This is a genomic window from Spiroplasma endosymbiont of Sarcophaga variegata (assembly GCF_965178695.1).
GTDB classification, from domain to species: Bacteria; Bacillota_I; Bacilli_A; order Mycoplasmatales; family Mycoplasmataceae; genus Spiroplasma; species Spiroplasma poulsonii.
Map to the genome: position 1 here is coordinate 188,993 of NZ_CBCXVU010000001.1, position 19,283 is coordinate 208,275.

Annotated in this window: 30 protein-coding genes and 4 pseudogenes; 19 read left to right on the forward strand and 15 right to left on the reverse strand. The window is 25.2% G+C overall.

Annotated features, from left to right (window positions below; translation table 4 throughout):
* Nucleotides 1-22: 22 nt before the first annotated feature.
* The 9 genes and pseudogenes from ACOBME_RS01155 to ACOBME_RS01195 form a co-directional block, all read right to left on the reverse strand.
* Nucleotides 23-850, reverse strand: a pseudogene (locus tag ACOBME_RS01155) (spiroplasma phage ORF1-like family protein); the annotation flags it as partial.
* A gap of 99 nt (nucleotides 851-949) precedes the next feature.
* Complete coding sequence (locus ACOBME_RS01160; protein WP_338963553.1) at nucleotides 950-1,591, reverse strand: transposase; 642 nt, start codon at nucleotides 1,589-1,591, stop codon at nucleotides 950-952.
* Between the two features lie 84 nt (nucleotides 1,592-1,675).
* Nucleotides 1,676-1,888: pseudogene (locus ACOBME_RS01165) on the reverse strand (transposase-like zinc-binding domain-containing protein); the annotation flags it as partial.
* A gap of 363 nt (nucleotides 1,889-2,251) precedes the next feature.
* Nucleotides 2,252-2,761: pseudogene (locus ACOBME_RS01170) on the reverse strand (spiroplasma phage ORF1-like family protein); the annotation flags it as partial.
* 16 nt (nucleotides 2,762-2,777) lie between these two features.
* Nucleotides 2,778-3,014 (reverse strand): hypothetical protein, encoded by a 237-nt coding sequence (locus tag ACOBME_RS01175; protein ID WP_004027616.1) that lies wholly within the window; start codon nucleotides 3,012-3,014, stop codon nucleotides 2,778-2,780.
* The gene (locus ACOBME_RS01180) at nucleotides 3,014-3,412 is read right to left on the reverse strand and encodes a hypothetical protein (RefSeq protein WP_338963282.1); all 399 of its coding nucleotides are present in this window, start codon (nucleotides 3,410-3,412) and stop codon (nucleotides 3,014-3,016) included. Before ACOBME_RS01180 ends, ACOBME_RS01175 begins: the two co-directional genes overlap by 1 nt.
* Nucleotides 3,405-4,418: a hypothetical protein gene (locus ACOBME_RS01185; RefSeq protein ID WP_419334005.1), complete on the reverse strand. Its 1,014-nt coding sequence runs from the start codon at nucleotides 4,416-4,418 to the stop codon at nucleotides 3,405-3,407. Before ACOBME_RS01185 ends, ACOBME_RS01180 begins: the two co-directional genes overlap by 8 nt.
* Nucleotides 4,418-4,621: a DUF2649 family protein gene (locus tag ACOBME_RS01190; RefSeq protein ID WP_126821076.1), complete on the reverse strand. Its 204-nt coding sequence runs from the start codon at nucleotides 4,619-4,621 to the stop codon at nucleotides 4,418-4,420. Before ACOBME_RS01190 ends, ACOBME_RS01185 begins: the two co-directional genes overlap by 1 nt.
* Nucleotides 4,622-4,773: 152 nt before the next feature.
* Complete coding sequence (locus ACOBME_RS01195) at nucleotides 4,774-5,214, reverse strand: DUF3627 domain-containing protein (RefSeq protein ID WP_338963272.1); 441 nt, start codon at nucleotides 5,212-5,214, stop codon at nucleotides 4,774-4,776.
* A gap of 302 nt (nucleotides 5,215-5,516) precedes the next feature.
* On the opposite strand from ACOBME_RS01195, the gene ACOBME_RS01200 reads away from it, so the two are divergent.
* On the forward strand, nucleotides 5,517-6,479 hold the full coding sequence (locus ACOBME_RS01200; protein ID WP_419334007.1) for a transposase: 963 nt from the start codon (nucleotides 5,517-5,519) through the stop codon (nucleotides 6,477-6,479).
* 430 nt (nucleotides 6,480-6,909) lie between these two features.
* Here ACOBME_RS01200 and ACOBME_RS01205 read toward each other — a convergent pair whose 3' ends face one another.
* The 3 genes from ACOBME_RS01205 to ACOBME_RS01215 form a co-directional block, all read right to left on the reverse strand.
* Entirely contained in the window at nucleotides 6,910-7,161 is a 252-nt protein-coding gene (locus ACOBME_RS01205; RefSeq protein WP_338963270.1) for a hypothetical protein, read from the reverse strand.
* The gene (locus ACOBME_RS01210; RefSeq protein WP_338963269.1) at nucleotides 7,161-7,310 is read right to left on the reverse strand and encodes a hypothetical protein; all 150 of its coding nucleotides are present in this window, start codon (nucleotides 7,308-7,310) and stop codon (nucleotides 7,161-7,163) included. The genes ACOBME_RS01205 and ACOBME_RS01210 overlap by 1 nt, the downstream gene beginning before the upstream one ends.
* Before the next feature lie 107 nt (nucleotides 7,311-7,417).
* Nucleotides 7,418-7,573 carry a hypothetical protein gene (locus ACOBME_RS01215; protein ID WP_338966611.1) on the reverse strand — a complete coding sequence of 52 codons (156 nt, stop codon included), beginning with the start codon at nucleotides 7,571-7,573 and terminating at the stop codon, nucleotides 7,418-7,420.
* A gap of 7 nt (nucleotides 7,574-7,580) precedes the next feature.
* Here ACOBME_RS01215 and ACOBME_RS01220 point away from each other — a divergent pair, with 7 nt between their 5' ends.
* From ACOBME_RS01220 to ACOBME_RS01230, 3 genes and pseudogenes are all read left to right on the forward strand, one after another.
* The gene (locus tag ACOBME_RS01220) at nucleotides 7,581-9,191 is read left to right on the forward strand and encodes an HAD-IC family P-type ATPase (RefSeq protein WP_338963267.1); all 1,611 of its coding nucleotides are present in this window, start codon (nucleotides 7,581-7,583) and stop codon (nucleotides 9,189-9,191) included.
* Nucleotides 9,160-9,420, forward strand: a complete 261-nt coding sequence (locus ACOBME_RS01225) for a hypothetical protein (RefSeq protein WP_338963265.1) — start codon at nucleotides 9,160-9,162, stop codon at nucleotides 9,418-9,420. The genes ACOBME_RS01220 and ACOBME_RS01225 overlap by 32 nt, the downstream gene beginning before the upstream one ends.
* Nucleotides 9,421-9,480: 60 nt before the next feature.
* Nucleotides 9,481-10,879 (forward strand): annotated as a pseudogene (locus ACOBME_RS01230) (cysteine peptidase family C39 domain-containing protein); the annotation flags it as partial.
* Here ACOBME_RS01230 and ACOBME_RS01235 read toward each other — a convergent pair.
* Complete coding sequence (locus ACOBME_RS01235; RefSeq protein WP_419334027.1) at nucleotides 10,876-10,935, reverse strand: hypothetical protein; 60 nt, start codon at nucleotides 10,933-10,935, stop codon at nucleotides 10,876-10,878. The pseudogene ACOBME_RS01230 and the gene ACOBME_RS01235 overlap by 4 nt on opposite strands.
* A gap of 39 nt (nucleotides 10,936-10,974) precedes the next feature.
* On the opposite strand from ACOBME_RS01235, the gene ACOBME_RS01240 reads away from it, so the two are divergent.
* The 15 genes from ACOBME_RS01240 (at nucleotide 10,975) to ACOBME_RS01310 (ending at nucleotide 18,215) form a co-directional block, all read left to right on the forward strand.
* Nucleotides 10,975-11,331 (forward strand): P-loop NTPase family protein, encoded by a 357-nt coding sequence (locus ACOBME_RS01240; RefSeq protein WP_419334010.1) that lies wholly within the window; start codon nucleotides 10,975-10,977, stop codon nucleotides 11,329-11,331.
* 40 nt (nucleotides 11,332-11,371) lie between these two features.
* On the forward strand, nucleotides 11,372-11,701 hold the full coding sequence (locus ACOBME_RS01245; protein ID WP_232332382.1) for a hypothetical protein: 330 nt from the start codon (nucleotides 11,372-11,374) through the stop codon (nucleotides 11,699-11,701).
* Between the two features lie 45 nt (nucleotides 11,702-11,746).
* Nucleotides 11,747-12,223 (forward strand): rRNA maturation RNase YbeY, encoded by a 477-nt coding sequence (gene ybeY / locus ACOBME_RS01250; protein ID WP_040093790.1) that lies wholly within the window; start codon nucleotides 11,747-11,749, stop codon nucleotides 12,221-12,223.
* 27 nt (nucleotides 12,224-12,250) lie between these two features.
* Nucleotides 12,251-12,679: a diacylglycerol kinase family protein gene (locus ACOBME_RS01255; RefSeq protein ID WP_338963256.1), complete on the forward strand. Its 429-nt coding sequence runs from the start codon at nucleotides 12,251-12,253 to the stop codon at nucleotides 12,677-12,679.
* 14 nt (nucleotides 12,680-12,693) lie between these two features.
* Nucleotides 12,694-13,089 carry a cytidine deaminase gene (gene cdd, locus ACOBME_RS01260; protein ID WP_338963254.1) on the forward strand — a complete coding sequence of 132 codons (396 nt, stop codon included), beginning with the start codon at nucleotides 12,694-12,696 and terminating at the stop codon, nucleotides 13,087-13,089.
* A 4-nt stretch (nucleotides 13,090-13,093) separates the two neighbouring features.
* Nucleotides 13,094-14,176, forward strand: a complete 1,083-nt coding sequence (locus ACOBME_RS01265; RefSeq protein ID WP_338963253.1) for an alpha/beta hydrolase — start codon at nucleotides 13,094-13,096, stop codon at nucleotides 14,174-14,176.
* Between the two features lie 348 nt (nucleotides 14,177-14,524).
* On the forward strand, nucleotides 14,525-14,764 hold the full coding sequence (locus ACOBME_RS01270; RefSeq protein ID WP_338966303.1) for a hypothetical protein: 240 nt from the start codon (nucleotides 14,525-14,527) through the stop codon (nucleotides 14,762-14,764).
* A 506-nt stretch (nucleotides 14,765-15,270) separates the two neighbouring features.
* The gene (locus ACOBME_RS01275) at nucleotides 15,271-15,492 is read left to right on the forward strand and encodes a hypothetical protein (RefSeq protein ID WP_338966301.1); all 222 of its coding nucleotides are present in this window, start codon (nucleotides 15,271-15,273) and stop codon (nucleotides 15,490-15,492) included.
* 1 nt (nucleotide 15,493) lies between these two features.
* Complete coding sequence (locus ACOBME_RS01280; protein ID WP_338966300.1) at nucleotides 15,494-15,640, forward strand: hypothetical protein; 147 nt, start codon at nucleotides 15,494-15,496, stop codon at nucleotides 15,638-15,640.
* Nucleotides 15,633-16,055: a single-stranded DNA-binding protein gene (locus ACOBME_RS01285; protein ID WP_338966298.1), complete on the forward strand. Its 423-nt coding sequence runs from the start codon at nucleotides 15,633-15,635 to the stop codon at nucleotides 16,053-16,055. The genes ACOBME_RS01280 and ACOBME_RS01285 overlap by 8 nt, the downstream gene beginning before the upstream one ends.
* On the forward strand, nucleotides 16,033-16,692 hold the full coding sequence (locus ACOBME_RS01290; protein ID WP_338966296.1) for a hypothetical protein: 660 nt from the start codon (nucleotides 16,033-16,035) through the stop codon (nucleotides 16,690-16,692). The genes ACOBME_RS01285 and ACOBME_RS01290 overlap by 23 nt, the downstream gene beginning before the upstream one ends.
* On the forward strand, nucleotides 16,676-17,350 hold the full coding sequence (locus ACOBME_RS01295; protein WP_338966293.1) for an ERF family protein: 675 nt from the start codon (nucleotides 16,676-16,678) through the stop codon (nucleotides 17,348-17,350). Before ACOBME_RS01290 ends, ACOBME_RS01295 begins: the two co-directional genes overlap by 17 nt.
* Nucleotides 17,350-17,844, forward strand: coding sequence for a hypothetical protein (locus ACOBME_RS01300; RefSeq protein WP_419334016.1), 495 nt, complete (start codon nucleotides 17,350-17,352; stop codon nucleotides 17,842-17,844). Before ACOBME_RS01295 ends, ACOBME_RS01300 begins: the two co-directional genes overlap by 1 nt.
* 4 nt (nucleotides 17,845-17,848) lie before the next feature.
* Nucleotides 17,849-18,037: a hypothetical protein gene (locus ACOBME_RS01305; RefSeq protein ID WP_338966287.1), complete on the forward strand. Its 189-nt coding sequence runs from the start codon at nucleotides 17,849-17,851 to the stop codon at nucleotides 18,035-18,037.
* Complete coding sequence (locus ACOBME_RS01310; protein ID WP_338966284.1) at nucleotides 18,030-18,215, forward strand: hypothetical protein; 186 nt, start codon at nucleotides 18,030-18,032, stop codon at nucleotides 18,213-18,215. Before ACOBME_RS01305 ends, ACOBME_RS01310 begins: the two co-directional genes overlap by 8 nt.
* 18 nt (nucleotides 18,216-18,233) lie before the next feature.
* Here the strand turns inward: ACOBME_RS01310 and ACOBME_RS01315 are convergent, their stop codons facing one another.
* Nucleotides 18,234-18,572: a hypothetical protein gene (locus tag ACOBME_RS01315; protein ID WP_338966281.1), complete on the reverse strand. Its 339-nt coding sequence runs from the start codon at nucleotides 18,570-18,572 to the stop codon at nucleotides 18,234-18,236.
* Nucleotides 18,573-18,645: 73 nt separating this feature from the next.
* Nucleotides 18,646-19,272 carry a hypothetical protein gene (locus ACOBME_RS01320; protein ID WP_338966279.1) on the reverse strand — a complete coding sequence of 209 codons (627 nt, stop codon included), beginning with the start codon at nucleotides 19,270-19,272 and terminating at the stop codon, nucleotides 18,646-18,648.
* Nucleotides 19,273-19,283: the final 11 nt, after the last annotated feature.

Here is a 19,283-nt window from a genome sequence, read left to right on the forward strand (position 1 = left end):
AAAAGGACTAACAAGTCCTTTTTTAAATTAATCGAACAAACTTCATAAAGATAATTAATAGGAATATATTTGTTATTGTATTATATAATGCTGGACTAAATTTTCATACCTCAAATGTTTGACTAAAAAAACTATATATTGTTTGAAATATTTTACCAACACCGCTTGCTAATTCGTTTACTTGTTTAACACCGGGAATATTATTTACAATTCAAATTGCAGCATTTTTTATATGACACGCTAAATTATATCAACTACAACTTTCATATTGGGCTTGTCATCATTGTCCATCAGGAAACAACCCGCCATTATTTATTTCTTGTCAGTTGTAAATCCCAAAATTAAAATCATAATAACGGTACATATCATTTTCTTTTTGGGCTTGTAATTCAAAAACATTATAACCGATTTTTTGTTCTTCAATTTTTTTGTATTTTAAACCGTATTTATCTTTTAAAGCACCTTCAAAAACATAACCTTCATTTTGATTAATATTATAATTATTTGCAACTGAAAAATCATAATTAAATACATTACCATAATTTGTATTATAAAACCGATTTTTAAATGCTGAATACAATTTAATGTCTAATTGATTGTATTTATCAGAAAAATAAAAATAACGAGGATAAATTTTAAAACCATTATTTGCTAATAAACCATATTTTTTATTATATTCTTGTACATAAGTATCATTTTCTAAATCAAAAATGGTACGTAAATAATCTTTATAAAAATTTTGGGAAACCGTAAACATACTATTTAATAGTTTTTCAAATTGATTTTTATTAGTATTAGTTTCATCAATTAAAACATCTCTAAAATTAATCAATTTTAAACCAAAAAAATCTTTAATTTTGTCGAAAACTCTTGATGAAATAAAAAAAATCATCAATATGACAATTTGAAAACTAATTTTGTGTAAGATTATGATTTTGCTTTAAATTTTTTAAACGTTAAAATATAATACCGTTGATTGTTGGTTTGGTGTTAAACCTTTGTGTTGGTATTTTCATTTTCAGAGCTTTAAATAATTTTGAATATTAGTGAAACCCAAACCATGATAATGAATTAAGGCTTCTTTAAGACTGGATTGTAATTTACTAATCTTATTTAACTTTTGATAACTAGTATCAGGGTTTGTACTAGTTTTGGTGGAATATAGAGTAGAATTTGTTTGTTTTGCTACTAATAAATATAGTGGTTGCATATCAGAAATAATTATTGATTTTTCTTTAATTAGTTGCTTATTCATATTTTCAATAATCCATTGTTTTTGTAATCTTTTGGTATTGGTGGATTGAACAAAAATATTATTATTGCTATCAACTGCCATTTGAATACAGCATTTGGTATCAGTTGAAAATGGATCGAGATGAGTTTTTCGTTTATCAAATTTATCTTTAAAATTGCCTTTATGAATTTCTTTAATAAATGTTTCATCCATTTGGATTTGACCATTTAATTTTTTAAATTTTAACTGTGTATTTTCTAATTGTTTTGATTGCATTAATTTTTGTCGATTATATCAAGCGGTTTTTGGGGTTGTTTTAATAAAACGAGAAATTATTTTACTAGATTGTCCTAACAATGAAATTTGAATTAATAAATTTCACTGTTCATAATTTAAATGACTTCAATAAGTAAAATGATGACGAAATGCATCAAAACTAGCACGACATTTTTTACATAAATATTTTTGTTTTCCTTCGGAATTATGACCATTTTTAACACAATGAAAAGATTTGCAATTAGGACATATAATGCCTTTATCTCTAAATTTTTGATCAATTTCATTTAAACGTTTTTGTTTTTTAATTAAGTCTGCTTGTTGTTTTATTTTTTCATAAAATTCTAAAAATTGATCATCTGTTAAGCTATTTATTAATTATGTAATTATTTTTTTCATCATTTATTTACCTCTATATATTAAAAATATACCTAATTTTAGGTATATTTTATAAATATCAAGAGTTTTCGACAAAATTAAAGACAACGGGTAATTCTGGTTCACCGTTTCCATCTCAACGATATACTAAATTATAGTTTCAAATAAAATCTGAATCATTTTTTAAGTGTTGTCATCAAGTGTTTTGATTTTTAATAAAATTATTATCAAAATAAAATTTTGTAAGCAAATATTGACCATTTCTTTTTTCTCCATAAAAATATCATTTATTATTAGCAGTTAAAAATTCTTTATTAGGTGCCTGTGTTCTAGGAATTTGTATTCAAAACTCATTAATCATTTTAACTAATTGTAAATTATCAATACCTCTTTCTAATTTATTAATAACTTCCACAGTATTAAAATACTTAGCAAAAGAATAAGAAAAATTAGTTAATTCTTTTAAAAATTGTTTTTTATCAACATCATAGAATTTATCAATATTATATTGTTAGCATAAGTATCTCAATTTTTATATAAATCCATAAACCCATCACCAGGCTTATCAAATGAAATTCCCGTTGAATAACTACCCTTTAAAAAGTCTAAATATCATTTATCATTATAAGTTAATGTTTGTGATGTTTTTAGAGTTGGATTAATAAAGTAATTTGTTTCAGACCAGTTTTCAAAAAAACTACTGCGTAAAAACATTGTATTAATAAAATCAGTTTCATTCATTCCCATTGTTTGTTAATTAACAGTATAATTCTGCTGATTTAAGGGTTTAAATGCTGTTAAAGTAATAAAAGTAATCACTAAACCTAAAATACCTAAAATAGATATGGCAAATAAAGATAATGATTTTTTCATATTTATAATTCAACCCCTAACTATATAATGTTTTTGAAACAATAAACCCAACAATATATAAACTTGATATTGTTAACATTAACGGATGACTAAACAAAATTGCCATCTTACCAAATAAAGAAAGTAAAAAAGTATCTGAGTTATATAAATCCATAATAATATTTTTTGCTGATGTTAATTGATTAATAATAACTGTAATAAAACCAGTACCAAATATAGCAATTGCCGCAACCAATAAAACTAGTCTAATCATTATTTATGCACTCTCCGATATCCTTGTTCTCTTGTTTTTGCTTGTTTTGCTAAACTTGATAATTGTTGTTTATTACGATTAATTTTAAACTGTTTACGCTCTGTAATATGTTTTTGCATACCTTGTTTAGTATCTGAAACTCCACGAGCAGTCGCAGAATAAATATTTGATACCCCCGTTTGTACTATTGAACCTAATTCGTTATATTGTGTTCTTGTGCCGTGAATTGCATAAATTGATAACTTAACAACCATAAAAAAAATAATAAAATAAGCAATTGTTGTATTTGTCATTGGTAATTTAGTATTTCAAATTACATCAAAAATAAACAAAAAAACATCAAAAATAAAACTAAAAATCTTATCTCAATTACTACTTTCTGACAACAAATTAATCATTTTTATCACTTCCTTTTTCTTTTTTAGGTTTTAAATTCTTTTTCAAAATATCAATATCAAACAATTCTAACCGCTCTTTAACACTCAATTTAGTAATTTCTGACCAATAGTATTCTTTGTTATTAATTATTTCATCATTTTTTAAATCACGAACAAACTTTAATCATTGACTATCATATTTCTGTGCAAATTCTAACGGAATAATTATTTTAAAAAACCGAATTCCTAAACCAACATCTGACTTATGTTTTACTCGTTTACCTTCTGCTGTTCGTTCTACTGATTTTGTTTTTCAAATTTCATAATCCGTAATATCTTGAAAAATACCAATTCGCATAATAAAGAAACGATTAAAAAAATTAAATCCTTTTTTAGCAATCGGTTTTTTAAGTGAAATTGGAATAATAATACCACTTGCTAATTGTCGGATATTATTTCAAATCATACCCTCACGCTGTGCTGTAAACAAAGCACGATTACCAAAATGTCTTGCTAAAACAATTCACGGAATTTTACCACTACGGACTTTTTTCTCATCGTGAGGACTAGTTCCATCAATATATAAATAACTTTCATCAAATAAAATAACACTATCATCAGGGGGAACTGGTTTTGTTCTATCTGTAAAATCTAAATTTTTAAATGTTAAAACTTTAACTTTCTCATCTTCTAACGGATAATTACTATAAATTTTATCTGTTAATAATTTCATAGTTTGTGATAAATAAGTTAAAAGTAAAGTTTTTCCGGTTCCTAATTTACCAATAATAACTGATAACGGATTATCTCAAACAAAACTTACTAACCGAAAAGCATTTAACTGATAAAATATGTTTTTTCAAACTCATCATACAAAATAAACACATTGCAAAGCAAATAATAATCAAAATACTAAACCAGTATAATTTAATGAAATTATTCAAAATAACAAATCAATTAAACTAAACAAAATCATTGAACTACTAATATAACAATAATTTTTTAAGAAAAATACAAACTTTTTCATTATTTAAAATACCCAACTATTTTAAAAATCATTCATAACAAAAACCAAGTTAAAAATAAAATAACAATTCAAACACCAACCATCAAAGTTAAATATTCATTCTGTGTCAAAGTCCAAGTTGTAATACTTTCAACATTTGTTTTATTTATAAACAAAAAGACATGAATAAAAAACTCTTTTAATTTTTCTCAATCATTTTGCATTTTTAAAAACTCCACATTTTTTGAATAAGTTTAAAAAACATCCCCAAAAATAAAACGATAAATAATACAAACGATATAACATATAAAAATTCAGGGGCATTTGAACCAAAAATATAACTAACAAATTGAACTCAATAGTCATATAAACTCATTTAATTTAAACTTTCTAAATCATTAATTAATTCTTGCTCTTTTTCAACACTTCAATTTGTTAAATTATTATTGTTATTATTTACTTTTACTTTTTTAGGTTCATTTGAAAATAATGCTTTGTGCATACGATTAAAATAATTTTGTTTATATTGATTATACAAATTAATTAATTCTGTTCCAGTTAAATACTTTCAAATATGACGTTTTAAATTTTCATCATATTTTACAATAGGATAAGAATTATCATAAATCAAACCGATTGCTACTTGTTCTGAGTGTTTTTCACTCGGATAAATAAATTTATTACTCAACCAAAAACCAATATGACGATTATGATTAGGTAAATTTATAAAACTTGCTTTTTCTGTTTCAAAAACTATCAACTCTTTACGAATAAAATAATTTTCTATATTTTGATTTTTCTTAACAAAATTACTCAATTTTATCAACTCCTAACTAAATATTTATTTAATAAACAATGTTATATTTAATGTTTATATATTGTTTACTTATTGATAAAAACACTGATTATTAACAATGTTATAAATAATGCTATATATTGTTTATTTAATGTTTAATAAACAATGTTATTAACAATGTTAAATATATAAAATAATAAAAATTGACACACTGAAAAATACTATTTAATTTTTAATAATAGTCTTTAATTTTGTCGAAAACTCTTGATATTTATAAAATATACCTAAAATTAGGTATATTTTTAATATATAGAGGTAAATAAATGATGAAAAAAATAATTACAGAATTAATAAATAGCTTAACAGATGATCAATTTTTAGAATTTTATGAAAAAATAAAACAACAAGCAGACTTAATTAAAAAACAAAAACGTTTAAATGAAATTGATCAAAAATTTAGAGATAAAGGCATTATATGTCCTAATTGCAAATCTTTTCATTGTGTTAAAAATGGTCATAATTCCGAAGGAAAACAAAAATATTTATGTAAAAAATGTCGTGCTAGTTTTGATGCATTTCGTCATCATTTTACTTATTGAAGTCATTTAAATTATGAACAGTGAAATTTATTAATTCAAATTTCATTGTTAGGACAATCTAGTAAAATAATTTCTCGTTTTATTAAAACAACCCCAAAAACCGCTTGATATAATCGACAAAAATTAATGCAATCAAAACAATTAGAAAATACACAGTTAAAATTTAAAAAATTAAATGGTCAAATCCAAATGGATGAAACATTTATTAAAGAAATTCATAAAGGCAATTTTAAAGATAAATTTGATAAACGAAAAACTCATCTCGATCCATTTTCAACTGATACCAAATGCTGTATTCAAATGGCGGTTGATAGCAATAATAATATTTTTGTTCAATCCACCAATACCAAAAGATTACAAAAACAATGGATTATTGAAAATATGAATAAGCAACTAATTAAAGAAAAATCAATAATTATTTCTGATATGCAACCACTATATTTATTAGTAGCAAAACAAACAAATTCTACTCTATATTCCACCAAAACTAGTACAAACCCTGATACTAGTTATCAAAAGTTAAATAAGATTAGTAAATTACAATCCAGTCTTAAAGAAGCCTTAATTCATTATCATGATTTGGGTTTCACTAATATTCAAAATTATTTAAAGCTCTGAAAATGAAAATACCAACACAAAGGTTTAACACCAAACCAACAATCAACGGTATTATATTTTAACGTTTAAAAAATTTAAAGCAAAATCATAATCTTACACAAAATTAGTTTTCAAATTGTCATATTGATGATTTTTTTTATTTCATCAAGAGTTTTCGACAAAATTAAAGATAATAGTTATTAAAATATAAAATTAATCATTTATAATTAAATTGATATTTTTGCACTACATACTGCCTACAAATTTTAAAAAGAAAGTAGATATATTTATAAAGAATATTATAAAAATTTATATTCCAAAACTACTATTAATATGACCCCTAATAAAAATATTCTTATTTTTATTAAATCCTACTTTAAAACAATTATTTCATTACTAATAATTTCAATAATAACTTATAGACAGTGTGTAATACAAAAATAAACAACAAAATTATTTAATCAACTCACATAAAAGCTAGTGTGCCATAGCTAAGATATATGATCAATAATAATAAATATTAAAATCCTTTAACCATAACACGGAAAAAGTTTAAAATCTTAATGATAACAAAAATACCAAATGGAATTAAAATAATTCACGCATCACCTAAAAAGGTCATTAATTGTGGTAATACAGCATAAATTGCTTCTTTAACTTTCATCATAGCTTGTCCTAAACCACTTCAAATAGAACCCATTCCATCTGAAATAGTAGGCTTATCACCAACTGCTAAAAAATTAATTGCTGTTGTTAAATACATACATAACACTATTTATTTTCCTCCTTATTTTTAATTTCTTTTTTATCTTTTTTCTTTCCTTGAATTTGACGAATTTTTTGATAAATTGATAAACCAATTCAAGCAAAAATACCTAATATAATAACAACACTAAAAATTGTCGTTAATCAAACTGGCATAACTTATTCCTCCTAAAAATCTAATTTTCGCGGCACGCTTCGCGTGTTCGCTACGCTCAAAATAAACTATATTGAATAAATTACCGCTAATAAATTACGCGGATAATTTATTCATCTTCTTTTTCATTATTAATTACAATATTATTTACCGTATTAATAACATTATCTTTTCCATACTTAGTTACTAAGGACCGTAAAATAAAATAATGTTTTCTTTCCATTAAAAAATCAACTCCTTTCTGAGTTGATTTGTTGCACTTCACCTACACGATGCCAATTTTAAATGGAATTCGAACAGGACAATGATTAGAAGCTTTAATCTTGGCTTTTTCTGTTGCAGTTGGTTTGACTCCTGAGTTATTGCCAGTAATTGTTGCGGTAAATTTAACGCGGGGAAGTAAAAACTTAGCAAAAGAAAAAGTTGTTATTAAACAACTTGATGCTGTGCAAAACTTAGGGGCAATTGATATCTTGTGTACCGATAAGACAGGAACTTTAACCGAAGATAAAATTGAATTACAAAATTATTATAATATTAATAAAATTAATGACCCAAAGGTTTTATCATATGGTTATTTGAACAGTTATTTTCAATTAGGAATGAAAAACCAAATTGATGAAGCTATTATTGGATATCAAAAAGTTAACTATACAAAGAAATTAGCATCAAATTACCAGTTATTAGATGAATTACCATTTGATTTTATGCGTCGTCGTGTTTCGGTTTTATTAACGGAAAAACCAGAAACAGAACAAATAATTATTACGAAAGGTGCTGCGGGTGCTACGGAAGAAATGCTAGATCTTTGCTATCAATATGAAGTTGATCAAAAAGTTTTCCCGCTTGATAAAACAGCAAAATTAAAAATTATTGAAAACTTGTTGTTATTAAATCAACAAGGGGTTCGTTTAATTGCCATTGCTTATAAACCAATTAACAAAAATCAAATAAGTTTAGAAGATGAAAATAACTTAATTTTTCTTGGTTTTTTATCATTTACTGATGTTATCAAAAAAGATGTCCAATGTACTTTAAAATTAATTAATAAATATGGTGTCACAATGAAAATTTTAACAGGTGATGCACCGCAAACAACATTAACTGTTTGTAATAAAATTAATTTAAAATCACGCGGTGTTTTGGTTGGTGAAGAAGTTGAAAATATGACACCTGAACAATTAGCGGTTGCTGTTGAAAACCATGATATTTTTGCAAAATTAACGCCGTTACAAAAAGCGCGGATTATTGAAGCGTTACAAAGAAATAAACATAAAGTTGGTTATATGGGTGATGGGATTAATGGTGCCTTAGCATTACGAAAAAGTGATGTTGCAATTTCTGTTAATAATGCCACTGATATTGCCAAAGAGGCATCGGATATTATTTTATTAGAAAAGTCATTATTAGTCTTAGAACAAGGAATAATTGAAGGACGGAGCATTTTTGCTAATATTATTAAATATTTAAAAGTAACAGTTGCTGCTAATTTTGGATTAATGTTAAGTTTATTAATTGCTTCAGCCTGATTATCATTTGCCCCAATGGCGCCAATTCAGATTTTATTTCAAAACTTATTATTTGATTTTTCACAAGTTGCTGTTGTGTTTGATAATGTTAATCCTGAATATATTAAAAAACCACGGAGTTGAGATACAAAAGGAATTTTATCCTTTACCTTATGAAATGTCCCATCAGTTACCTTAATGAGTATTTTAAACTTTGTTGTAATGGGAATTATGTTAACGTCGTTAGCTTTAACATGAAGTGTTGATACAAGTCAAGGCAATAATGCCCAATTAATTTCGCAGTTTCAAACAACAATGTTTACGGAGGGGGCCGTTATTACATATGCTAATGATTTTCTTTATGCGTACTGATAAATTAGCATTTTGAAAAGATCGTCCACCCTTACAGTTAGTTCTACCGATTTTATTTATTTTAATGCTAGTGTTTGCCTTGCCGTATATTCCTAATGTTCATATGTGATTGCAATTATCACCGCCACCACCAATTTGATATGCTTTTTTAGGGGGTGGAGTGCTATTGTTTGCCCTTTTAAGTGTTGTTTTAAAAGCTGGCTATCGTAAAGTTTATCATTGTTGATTATAATTTCAAACAGGAAAATCCCGCTTTTTTGGTTAAAAATAACTAGAAAAAGAGGTGTTTTTTATGTGGTATCCTTTTGTAAAACAAGAACAAAGTGATGATTGTGGTTATGCTTGTTTAACAATGTTAATTGAGTATTATTATCACCAAAAATTAACAATTAATGAAATAAAACATCATTTTCAAAATTATCAAGGAGCGTTAAGTGTTTATAGTTTAAGTCAAATTGCAAATGAATATAACTTAGTTTTAACCGCTTTTGAAATTAATAAACAAGAATTATTAACCTTAAATTTTGAACAACCCTTAATTGCTTATGTTTTAAATGAAACTGGTTATTATCATTATGTTGTTATTTATCATCGTCGGGGAAACCGCTTTTTTGTTGCTGATCCTAGTGCTGAGAAAGGACGATGAGTTTTAATTAATGATTTTATGATGAAATTTCAAGCAGTAATTATTTTCACGAAGAAAAGAAAAAAGTTTACTTATAAAACAAAAACCTTTTATTTAATTTTTCTTTTTTTAAAAGAACAAACGGGATTTTTATGCTGAACTGTGTTTTTTAGTGTTGTTGTAAATTTTTTAATATTATTTGGTAAAAGTTTTATTAAAGTTTATTTTGATCGGTTAACAACAACTTTTCATCAAGAAGTAGTGATTTTCTTTGTAATTTTTTTAATTATTTATTGTTTTCGAGTTCTTTTTAGCTATTTTTTTCAAAAAATTCTTGCACAGTTTCAACAAAAAATAACAAAACGAATATATTATTATTTTAGCAACTTTTTTAGGAACAACTTTTCCACAACTGCTTTTTAGTTTTCTAATGTTAATTATTGGGGTTATTTTTTTACTTAATTTAAATGCTTTAATTTTAGCAATTGTTTTATTAGAAAATGTTATTATTTTTTTCTATCATTTTTATTTTTACAAATTAATAAGTTTTGATACCACCGATGGTATCAACAGGGATTAAATTTTGAAAATGTTACTTTAGAGTTATATCAAAGTTTTAAATTTCAGAAGAGTCGTCATTTGGAAGGATATTTTAATTATCAATGAACAAAAAAACTTACAACTTTTTTAATAGAAACTTATGGTCTTCAAAAAAATAATATTATTCAAAGGTTGATTTTAGCCTTTATTTCACAGCTTGCTACCTTTTTAATTTTCTATTTAGCAGTTAGTTTTATTACAAAACAAGGTTTAACAATTGGTAATTTAATGTTTTATAGTGCCTTAACTAGTTTTATTAATGATTTTACAACGCAATTGTCTGGGTTAATTGTTGAAAAAGGAAAATTAGAAAAGGCTTTTCAACAAACAGTATGTTTATTATTTCCAGAACAAAAACAAAAACAAAAGCAGTTAACTTTACCAGCAATCAAATCTTTTACCATTACAGACTTAAATTATCTTCTTAATGATACTTTTATTTTAAAAAAAATAACATTAACTTTACAAAATCATTACTTCCCCACCTGAAACTGGTCGTAATTTTGCTAAGATTTCTAACAAAGTTGTCTTCCCAGAGCCACTACGTCCTTTAATAAAAAAATGCTTAATGGTCAGTTTGATTTAACGATGTTTAGTGAAGAAGCAATCCGAACAAAAATATTATTGTTTCATCAAAATGATTTTTTATTTACTGATAGTGTTTATGATAACATTATTAATTTTCAGCAGAATTGTAACTATCAAGTTTTAGCATTGTTACAATCGTGTGATGTTTATCTTATTGATGAAGTTTTGAGCAATGTTGATTATGAAAGTAAAATGATTTTATTAAAATTATTATTTACTTTAAAATCTGAACAAATGATTATTTACGCTGGTCATGATCATCTTGTTGAACAATTTTTTGTAAATGTGATTGATTTAACTAAACTTAATTTAATAGGGGCTGATAATTAATAAAAAAGTTATTATTTTAATGTTAACTTGTTGTTGCTTTTTGATTTCTTTTTTTGTTTTACTTGCTTATTATCCCCTTCAACTGTATTATGATGGTTATTTAACAATTTTAAAAAGCAGTACGGAAGAATTAAATTATGTTTTTGTGCCAAAAGAAATATCACGAGTTGAAAAGGCAATTAAAGAAGTTAAATTAGAATATTTTGTTCAAAATTATTGGCAAGAAATGATTGTCCAAATTAAATGAGAGAATAACTACTATTTAATTTTAGACCAAACCGATTTTAATGTTGATTTTTGATATTTACCAGCGAAAATTTATTTGGGCCAACAAACAACATTAGATTATTTACTGAAGATAATCATTTAATTTGTTATAATAAAACAAGAAAGTGTTAGGGGTCAAGATATGGTAATGAAAGATGATTTTGCAATTTATAATGAAACAAAATTTGATATTAAACCATATCAAACTGATTTTATGGCAATTTTTCAGAAAATTAAAACAATATCAAATATTACTGATCCATTGGAATTATCATTGATTATTGTTGATGCAAAAGAACAATTAGCGTTAAATCAAAAATATCGCCAAAAAGATTATGTTGCAGATGTTATTACATTTGCTTTAGAGGAAGAAAATAGTGTTGATTTGTTGCAATTAACAGGATTACGTAGTTTGGGAGATGTTTTTATTTGTTATGAAAAAGCGTTAGAACAAGCACAAACATATAATCATTCAGCGCGCCGTGAATTTGCCTTTTTATTTACTCACGGAATGCTCCATATTTTAGGCTATGATCATCAAACACCAGCTGAAGAAGAAACAATGTTTAATTTACAACGAAAAGTTCTAAATGATTTACAAATTCACCGAATTCCAATAGAATAAGAAGAGGAACAGAAAGGGATAGAAACAATGGCAAAAGGATCACCAGCAAAGAAAAAGATATTTTTTAAACTACGTAACAAGTTTTCAAATGCTTTTCGTGGAATTTATACCGCAATTAAAGAAGAGTCAAGTTTAATCATTCATATTATTGTATCATTGGTTGTGATTGGGTTAGGAATTTGATTACAAAAAATGGTTCCGCATGAGTTTAGTTATGTACAATGAGCAATCTTATTATTAACAATTGGGATTGTAATTGGGTTTGAATTAATTAATACAATGGTTGAAAACTTTGTTGATTTATTATCATTTGAATATAATATTAAAGCTAAAAAAATTAAAGATATTTGTGCAGCAGCAACCTTAATTAATTCAATTTTAGCAATTGCAATTGGACTATTAATTATGTTACCACCACTGGTTGATGTTATTAAATTATATTTAAAAATTAGTTAAAAGGAGTTAGAAAAATGGCAAATTATTTTGAAAAATTAAAATCATTAAGTACAAAAGCGTATGCTCCATATTCCAACTTTCATGTTAGTGCAATTTGTGTTTTAAAAGATGGAACAGAAGTAAATGGTGTTAATATTGAAAATGCTGCTTATTCGGTGGTACTGTGTGCAGAACGAACATGTTTAGCACAAGTTTATACTTTAGGTTATCGAAAAGCAGACATTAAGAAACTCTTTTTATATACCGATAGTAACCAAAAAGGTTCACCATGTGGAATGTGTCGACAATTTTTATGAGAATTAATTGACCATGATGTTCCGCTAGAAATTTATAATAAAAAGGGAGGATCATATGTTGTAACAATTGGTGATTTATTACCATATGGCTTTACAAAAGAGGATTTGCAATAAGATTATGGCGAAAAAATATGATGAAGAATTAGATTTATATGATTTAGCCCGTGGTCGTGAATTAATTACGGACCATAGTTATCGCATCGTTGATGATGAACATTTAAAAGATTATATGAGTAATAATGCCCTTTATATTAAATTATTTTATGCTTTTCATGATAAACGAATTTTATTAACACATCAAACTTGATGAAAGAAAACTAATGATTTAGAAGCATATTGTAAAAAATATATTACTGATTTAACAAAACGATTACGAATTGAGGAAATGGCATTAACCCCAGCTGAATTAGAACAAAAATGAGATTTACAAGAATATGACATTCATGGTTATGAAGATGTTCTTTTAAAGGCGATTAGCATTCGGTCATGAGTAAAAAATGATAATAATAAAAAATGAGTGGTGGTCGTACATGGCCTTAATTCACATAAATTTCGGGCAATCTTTTTTGGTTTAATCTATTTACGCCCAGGTTATAATATTCTTGTTTTTGATCAACGAAATCATGGTGAATCAACAACAAAAATAACAACAATGGGATATTATGAAAAACATGATTTAGCAGCCGTTGTTAATTTCTTGCAAACAACGATTGACCCAAAATTAAAAGAACTTAACTTTCATGGCTGGTCAATGGGAACTTTTGTAATTATGGAATATTTAAAATTAGCATTTGTTAAAAACAAGTTAATTAAAAGTACAATTTTAGATTCAACAATTAGTAATTTAAATGCTTTATATCGTTATTATATGTTAAAGATTAAGGTTAATTACTATGAGCATTATTATGCTATTCGGCGTTATGCGATTGATACGCGGGGTTATGATCCTGAACAAATTAATCCTGGCGAAAATTTAGAACAGTTAGCAAAATTACCAGTTTTATATCTATTAAATAAAAAAGACCACGCAACCCCCTATGTAATGGGGCGCGAAGCTTATCAAAACAAACGAAGCTATGAACGCAAAAAAATTAGTAGTCGGGTTGTTTTCAATTGTGATCATGTGCGGGGCATTTATTATAATACGCCACACTATTTAGCAACCATAACAGAATTTATTACTAATGCAAAACGAAAATAGTGATAAATAACTAAAATGTTATTTATCGGTCGCATAAATAAAATAAGGGTTTTGGAAAAAAACTCGGAAATTGAATAAGAATAATAAACCATTTACTAAAATGGTTTTTTTATTTGTAAAACCAAAATTATTAATTGATTCAGAGAAAGGACAGTATCTTAAATATTTACAAAAAAACTATAACAACTTTTTGATACCCTCTTTAAGTTGTTTACACATTTATTAAATATCTTAGAAATCTTTACAAAAGTGTACCTGTTTTTCTTCTAATTTAAGGTGTTGTCCTTTCTCTGTTTCAGTTAATTAATTTGCTAATAAAAAAACTTAATAAAAAGGAAGGAGTAAGTAATGAAAATTAATAAGCAACAACAAATTTGCGATATTGATAACTGCTATAAAGCAATATCATTCATTACCGAAGAATTTGTATCAAATAAAGTTTTATGAACTTGTGAAAAACATAGAAATTTATTGAATAAAGTAAAAGATAAAACACAAAAACAGTTTTATCAAAAACTAGAAAATTCAAAAATTATCTTTGATTATGAAACTGGTTCTTTTAAACTTTGATTTTATAAAACAACTTAATGCAGTGTGGGACGGTTATTTTAAATAACTAAGTGTTTTTATTCCACAGGAGGCGGTCTAGCCCAGCGGTAATCAGTCCGGAAATAATAGACGCTTTAACAAGCGATAGTCGTGATAAGTGCGAGGTCAACATCAAACGACAATAAATATTGAGATGGCCACTTTATAAATAAATTTGCGATAGATATTACTTCTTAGAAGTGACAGCGATTTAAAAACCACAAAGTCAGCATTAGGCTCTTCAAGGTGCAAGTGAATTTATTTTAAAAACTGAACGCTTTGACCTGAAATGGTGCGGATGAAGAGAGAGAATTCTCTGGCATTATCTTATAAAAACAACTGTCGATTATTAAACATTAAACAATAAAACATACCGCCACCGCTCACCCGCAGTGAAGCGGATGGCGTAGTAAATAAATAGATAAATACTTAATTATATAACTAACTCTCGCTTTGGCACTTTCACTTGGGAGTGAGTGCCAGCGAGTTAAAAATAGGAGGTAAATATGACAATCAAAAATCTAATATCAATATATATGTACAATGATTTTTGTATTAATATATTTGATAATAAAACAGGGCAAAAAGAAAATATTAATGATGATATTAATTTAATTAAAAATGAAGAAGCACATTTATTAAATCAAGAAATAAGTTATTTTGATATTAAAGAACAAAAAGGAAGAAAATTAATAGAAATATTAATAGCAAAGAATGAGGTAAATTAATATGTGAAAAGATGAAAATGGTTATGTTTATACCGAAGAAGACTTATTTAATTTAGCATTAGAAGAATGTTATTCAGAAGAAAGTGCTTATGAGTATATTGATAATTTAATTGAAGAAATGGAATTAGAGGAATATAATAATGAATAAATTTATTGGAATTGGTAGAACAACAAAGAATATAGAAATTAAAAAAACACAAAGTGGAAAAGAATATGCCATATTTCAATTAGCAGTAACTCGCCCATATTCAACACAAAAAGAAACTGATTTTATACCTTGTCAAGTTTGAAATAAGCAAGCAATAGTTTTACAAAAATATTGCCAAAAAGGTAGTCAAATTGCAATTAATGGTATTTTACAATCTTTTAAAGATAAAAATAATAAAATACAATGAATAGTTCAAGTATCTAATTATGAATTTTTACATACAAATAATGATTTTAAAAAAGATATATTATTATCAGAAAAACCACAAGAAATAATTGCAGATGAACAAATAAATTATAGTTCAGAAGATATTAAAGAATTATTTGGTGATAATGATGCAATCAAATGAGATTAAACCACTATATATTTATAATGAAGATTTACATAAATATAGTATTTTAATACCAAGTGTAAGTCAAATTGTTAATATTTTAGTGCCAAAAGATTTTTCACAAATTGATGAGAATATTTTAAAATTAGCACAAACTCGTGGAATATGTTTACATAATATGATTGATTGTTGAATAAAAAATAATTTTGATGATGAATTAATTGAATTTATTGATTGTGATATAAAATCTCATCGTGAATTATTTAAAAATTTTACAAAATTATATCAAGAAACTTTTAAAAATATTAAATTTAAACATTATGAAACTGAAAAAACATATTATCATCCTTTATTATGTGGTACAACTGATTTTATTGGCATAACAATAGATAATGAATATATAATATGTGATTGAAAAATTACTAGTTCTAATGAAAAAACAGATATTAAACGCTATATTTGACAATTAAAACTTTATTATTTATTAGAAAAAGATTTTTGTATAGATAGTAAAAAAATATTAATAATAATTATTAATCCAAAATTAAAAATAGTAATTAAAGAAAAAGTTAATATTACTAAACAAGATTTAGAACAAATTAAAGAAGCCATTTTAATATGACAAGAAAGAGAGGAATGAGAAAATGCAACAAGAAACTAAAAAAACATTAATAGCAAGTATTGGTGAAATTCAATCTAATATAAATATTTTTGTTGGTAAAAATGCAAGGAATGATTTTAATAAATATAATTATTTTACTGAAAGTGATTTATATCAAACTTTAAAACCACAATTAAAAGAGCATCATATAACTTATACAATTCAAGCAGTTGGTGAACCAACATTTATTAATAATGATAAAATGGTAAATTATTATTCAAAAGGTTTATTAACACTTTATAAAAATGATGAAAAATTAGAATTAGAAATTATTTTATCAGCACAAAATTCAGATATTGCAAAAGCAGTTGGTAGTGCTTTAACATATGGTGCTCGTTATTGATTGTGTAAGACATTTGGTATAGCAACTGATGAATTAGACCCTGATAGTACTGAAATAAGTAAAGAAAATAGTAATCAAGTTATTAAAGAAACTAATAAGCAACAAATTAATAATTTAAATTCAAATTGAATGAGGGAAGAGCATTTTAATAATATTAAAAATTTTATTACAAATACAAAAATAGAACAAGATATTATTTCAAAAGGTAAAAATTGAATAAAAGAAGAATTAAATGTTGAAAAATTATCACCAGTTATAATTAGAAAACAAAGCGAAGATTTTTATTATCAATTTAAAGAAAGATTTTTAAGATAATGATAAAAATAGGTATTGACCCATCAGGAACAGGTACTACTGCTATTGTTGTTTATGAAGATAGTATTTTATTACATGAGAAAGAATTTATAAATAACGATTGAAAAGACCACTATAAATTTATTGACAATAATTTATCGTTTTACAATTCATTTCGTTTGGATAATAAACAACAATTAGAAGATTTTATTTTTAATATTGAAAATTGCTTATATACAAATGCAAATGGTTCAAAAGATAGAGATGATTTATTAAGATTATTAGGAGCAATTGATAAAGACCGTGATGAAATTATTAATTGGATATCACCTAAATATACTAAATCAGTTGTTAAAAATATGGAAAATTTAAGTAAATATAATGATAGTTCTGTATGAAAATATGAAAAAGATACTAATTTAACTTATGAATATGGTAAAGGTTGAAAATATAATAATGAAAAAATAAGTAATCATATCCGAGATGCCATTATTATTGCTAATTATGAGAGTTAATATTATGAAACATTCATATAATCAAAAAACTGGAAAATATTATTCTTGCAAAATTAGGAATGTTAATATTTACTTAAATAAAAACGAAGAAAAAGTTTGAAATGAATTAAATTTTAGTACTTATTCTCAAAAAATAGAATATCTTATTAACTTTTATATAACACATGATAAAGGAGATAAAGATAATGAATAAATATATTTTATGTTATAGTTCAGAACAAGGTAATCGCCCTTGTAAAACTCCCCTTGGCGAATATATAACTGGTACTGATGTTGAAGATGTAAATATTAATTCAACCTGAGACTGAGAATATTTAATTAAAACATATGGTGAAAAGAATTTAATTATCTTAAAAACAAATAAAAAATAACCAATTAAGGTTATTTTTTTAAATACTATTTGTTAGTTGTCTAATAGCATCTTTTTGTTGTTGTTTTTTATCGTTTACTTTAACTTGTTTTTTTACATTTTTAATTTGACCTGTTTTTAATGCTAATTCTGTTGCATAATCAGGTCCTCGTAAATGTTTTTCGTGAGCAATAACAGCAGTTCTTAATTCTCTAATTTCTGCTTTATATTTTTTAATTTTTTTAGCAGATAATCCAAGAATACCAAGACTACCCATTCCACCAGCACCCGCTAATACAAGTAAAGCAATTACTATTTCATTACTAATTTCCATTTCTTTATTTCCTTTCTTATCCTTACTCAAACAGTGGCCATCCATTCTTTCAGAACAAAATAATTTATAAATTAAACTATATAACCACCCAAAAATATCAACCGCCCCTATATATAGTTTATTTTAAATTTAATTCTTTGTTATTTTCTTCTTGTTTTTTAGTATATTCATCTTGCATATTTTTAAATATTTCTTCTGTTATACCATCTAAATTATTTCATTGTTTTGCTATTCGTGGTTGAATAACACGAGAATTAATCCGACAATCTAAACAATGTCTTAAATGGTCTTTTTTTCATTTTGATTTATCAATTCAAATAATAATTAAAGAAATTATTAAAGTAATTAAAGGTAAAATTGTAAATACTAATCCCATTTTAGATATTTTTAATCGTGGAATATCAATTTTCATATCTACTTTGGGTTTACTACTAGCAACAAATATACCCTGAATTCCGTGTGTAAATAAAGGTGTTAATAAAATAGCAATTCCATTACCTCAATATTGACCATAATTATATCAATTAATATTATCTTTTATTGCATTGATCATGCCATATTCTAATCAACAATTTAATGCTAAAAATATCAATGTATAAAAACTAACTACTCAACTACGAATTTTATATTTTCTTTCTCATTCTCTAATATCTTTATGGGTTCAATTATAAGTCGGAATAGGGTCTTTTTTAAATCAATTTCAAGGTAGGGCACCCTTTAATCAAGTTGTTTTATTTTGTTTCATTAATTAAAAAT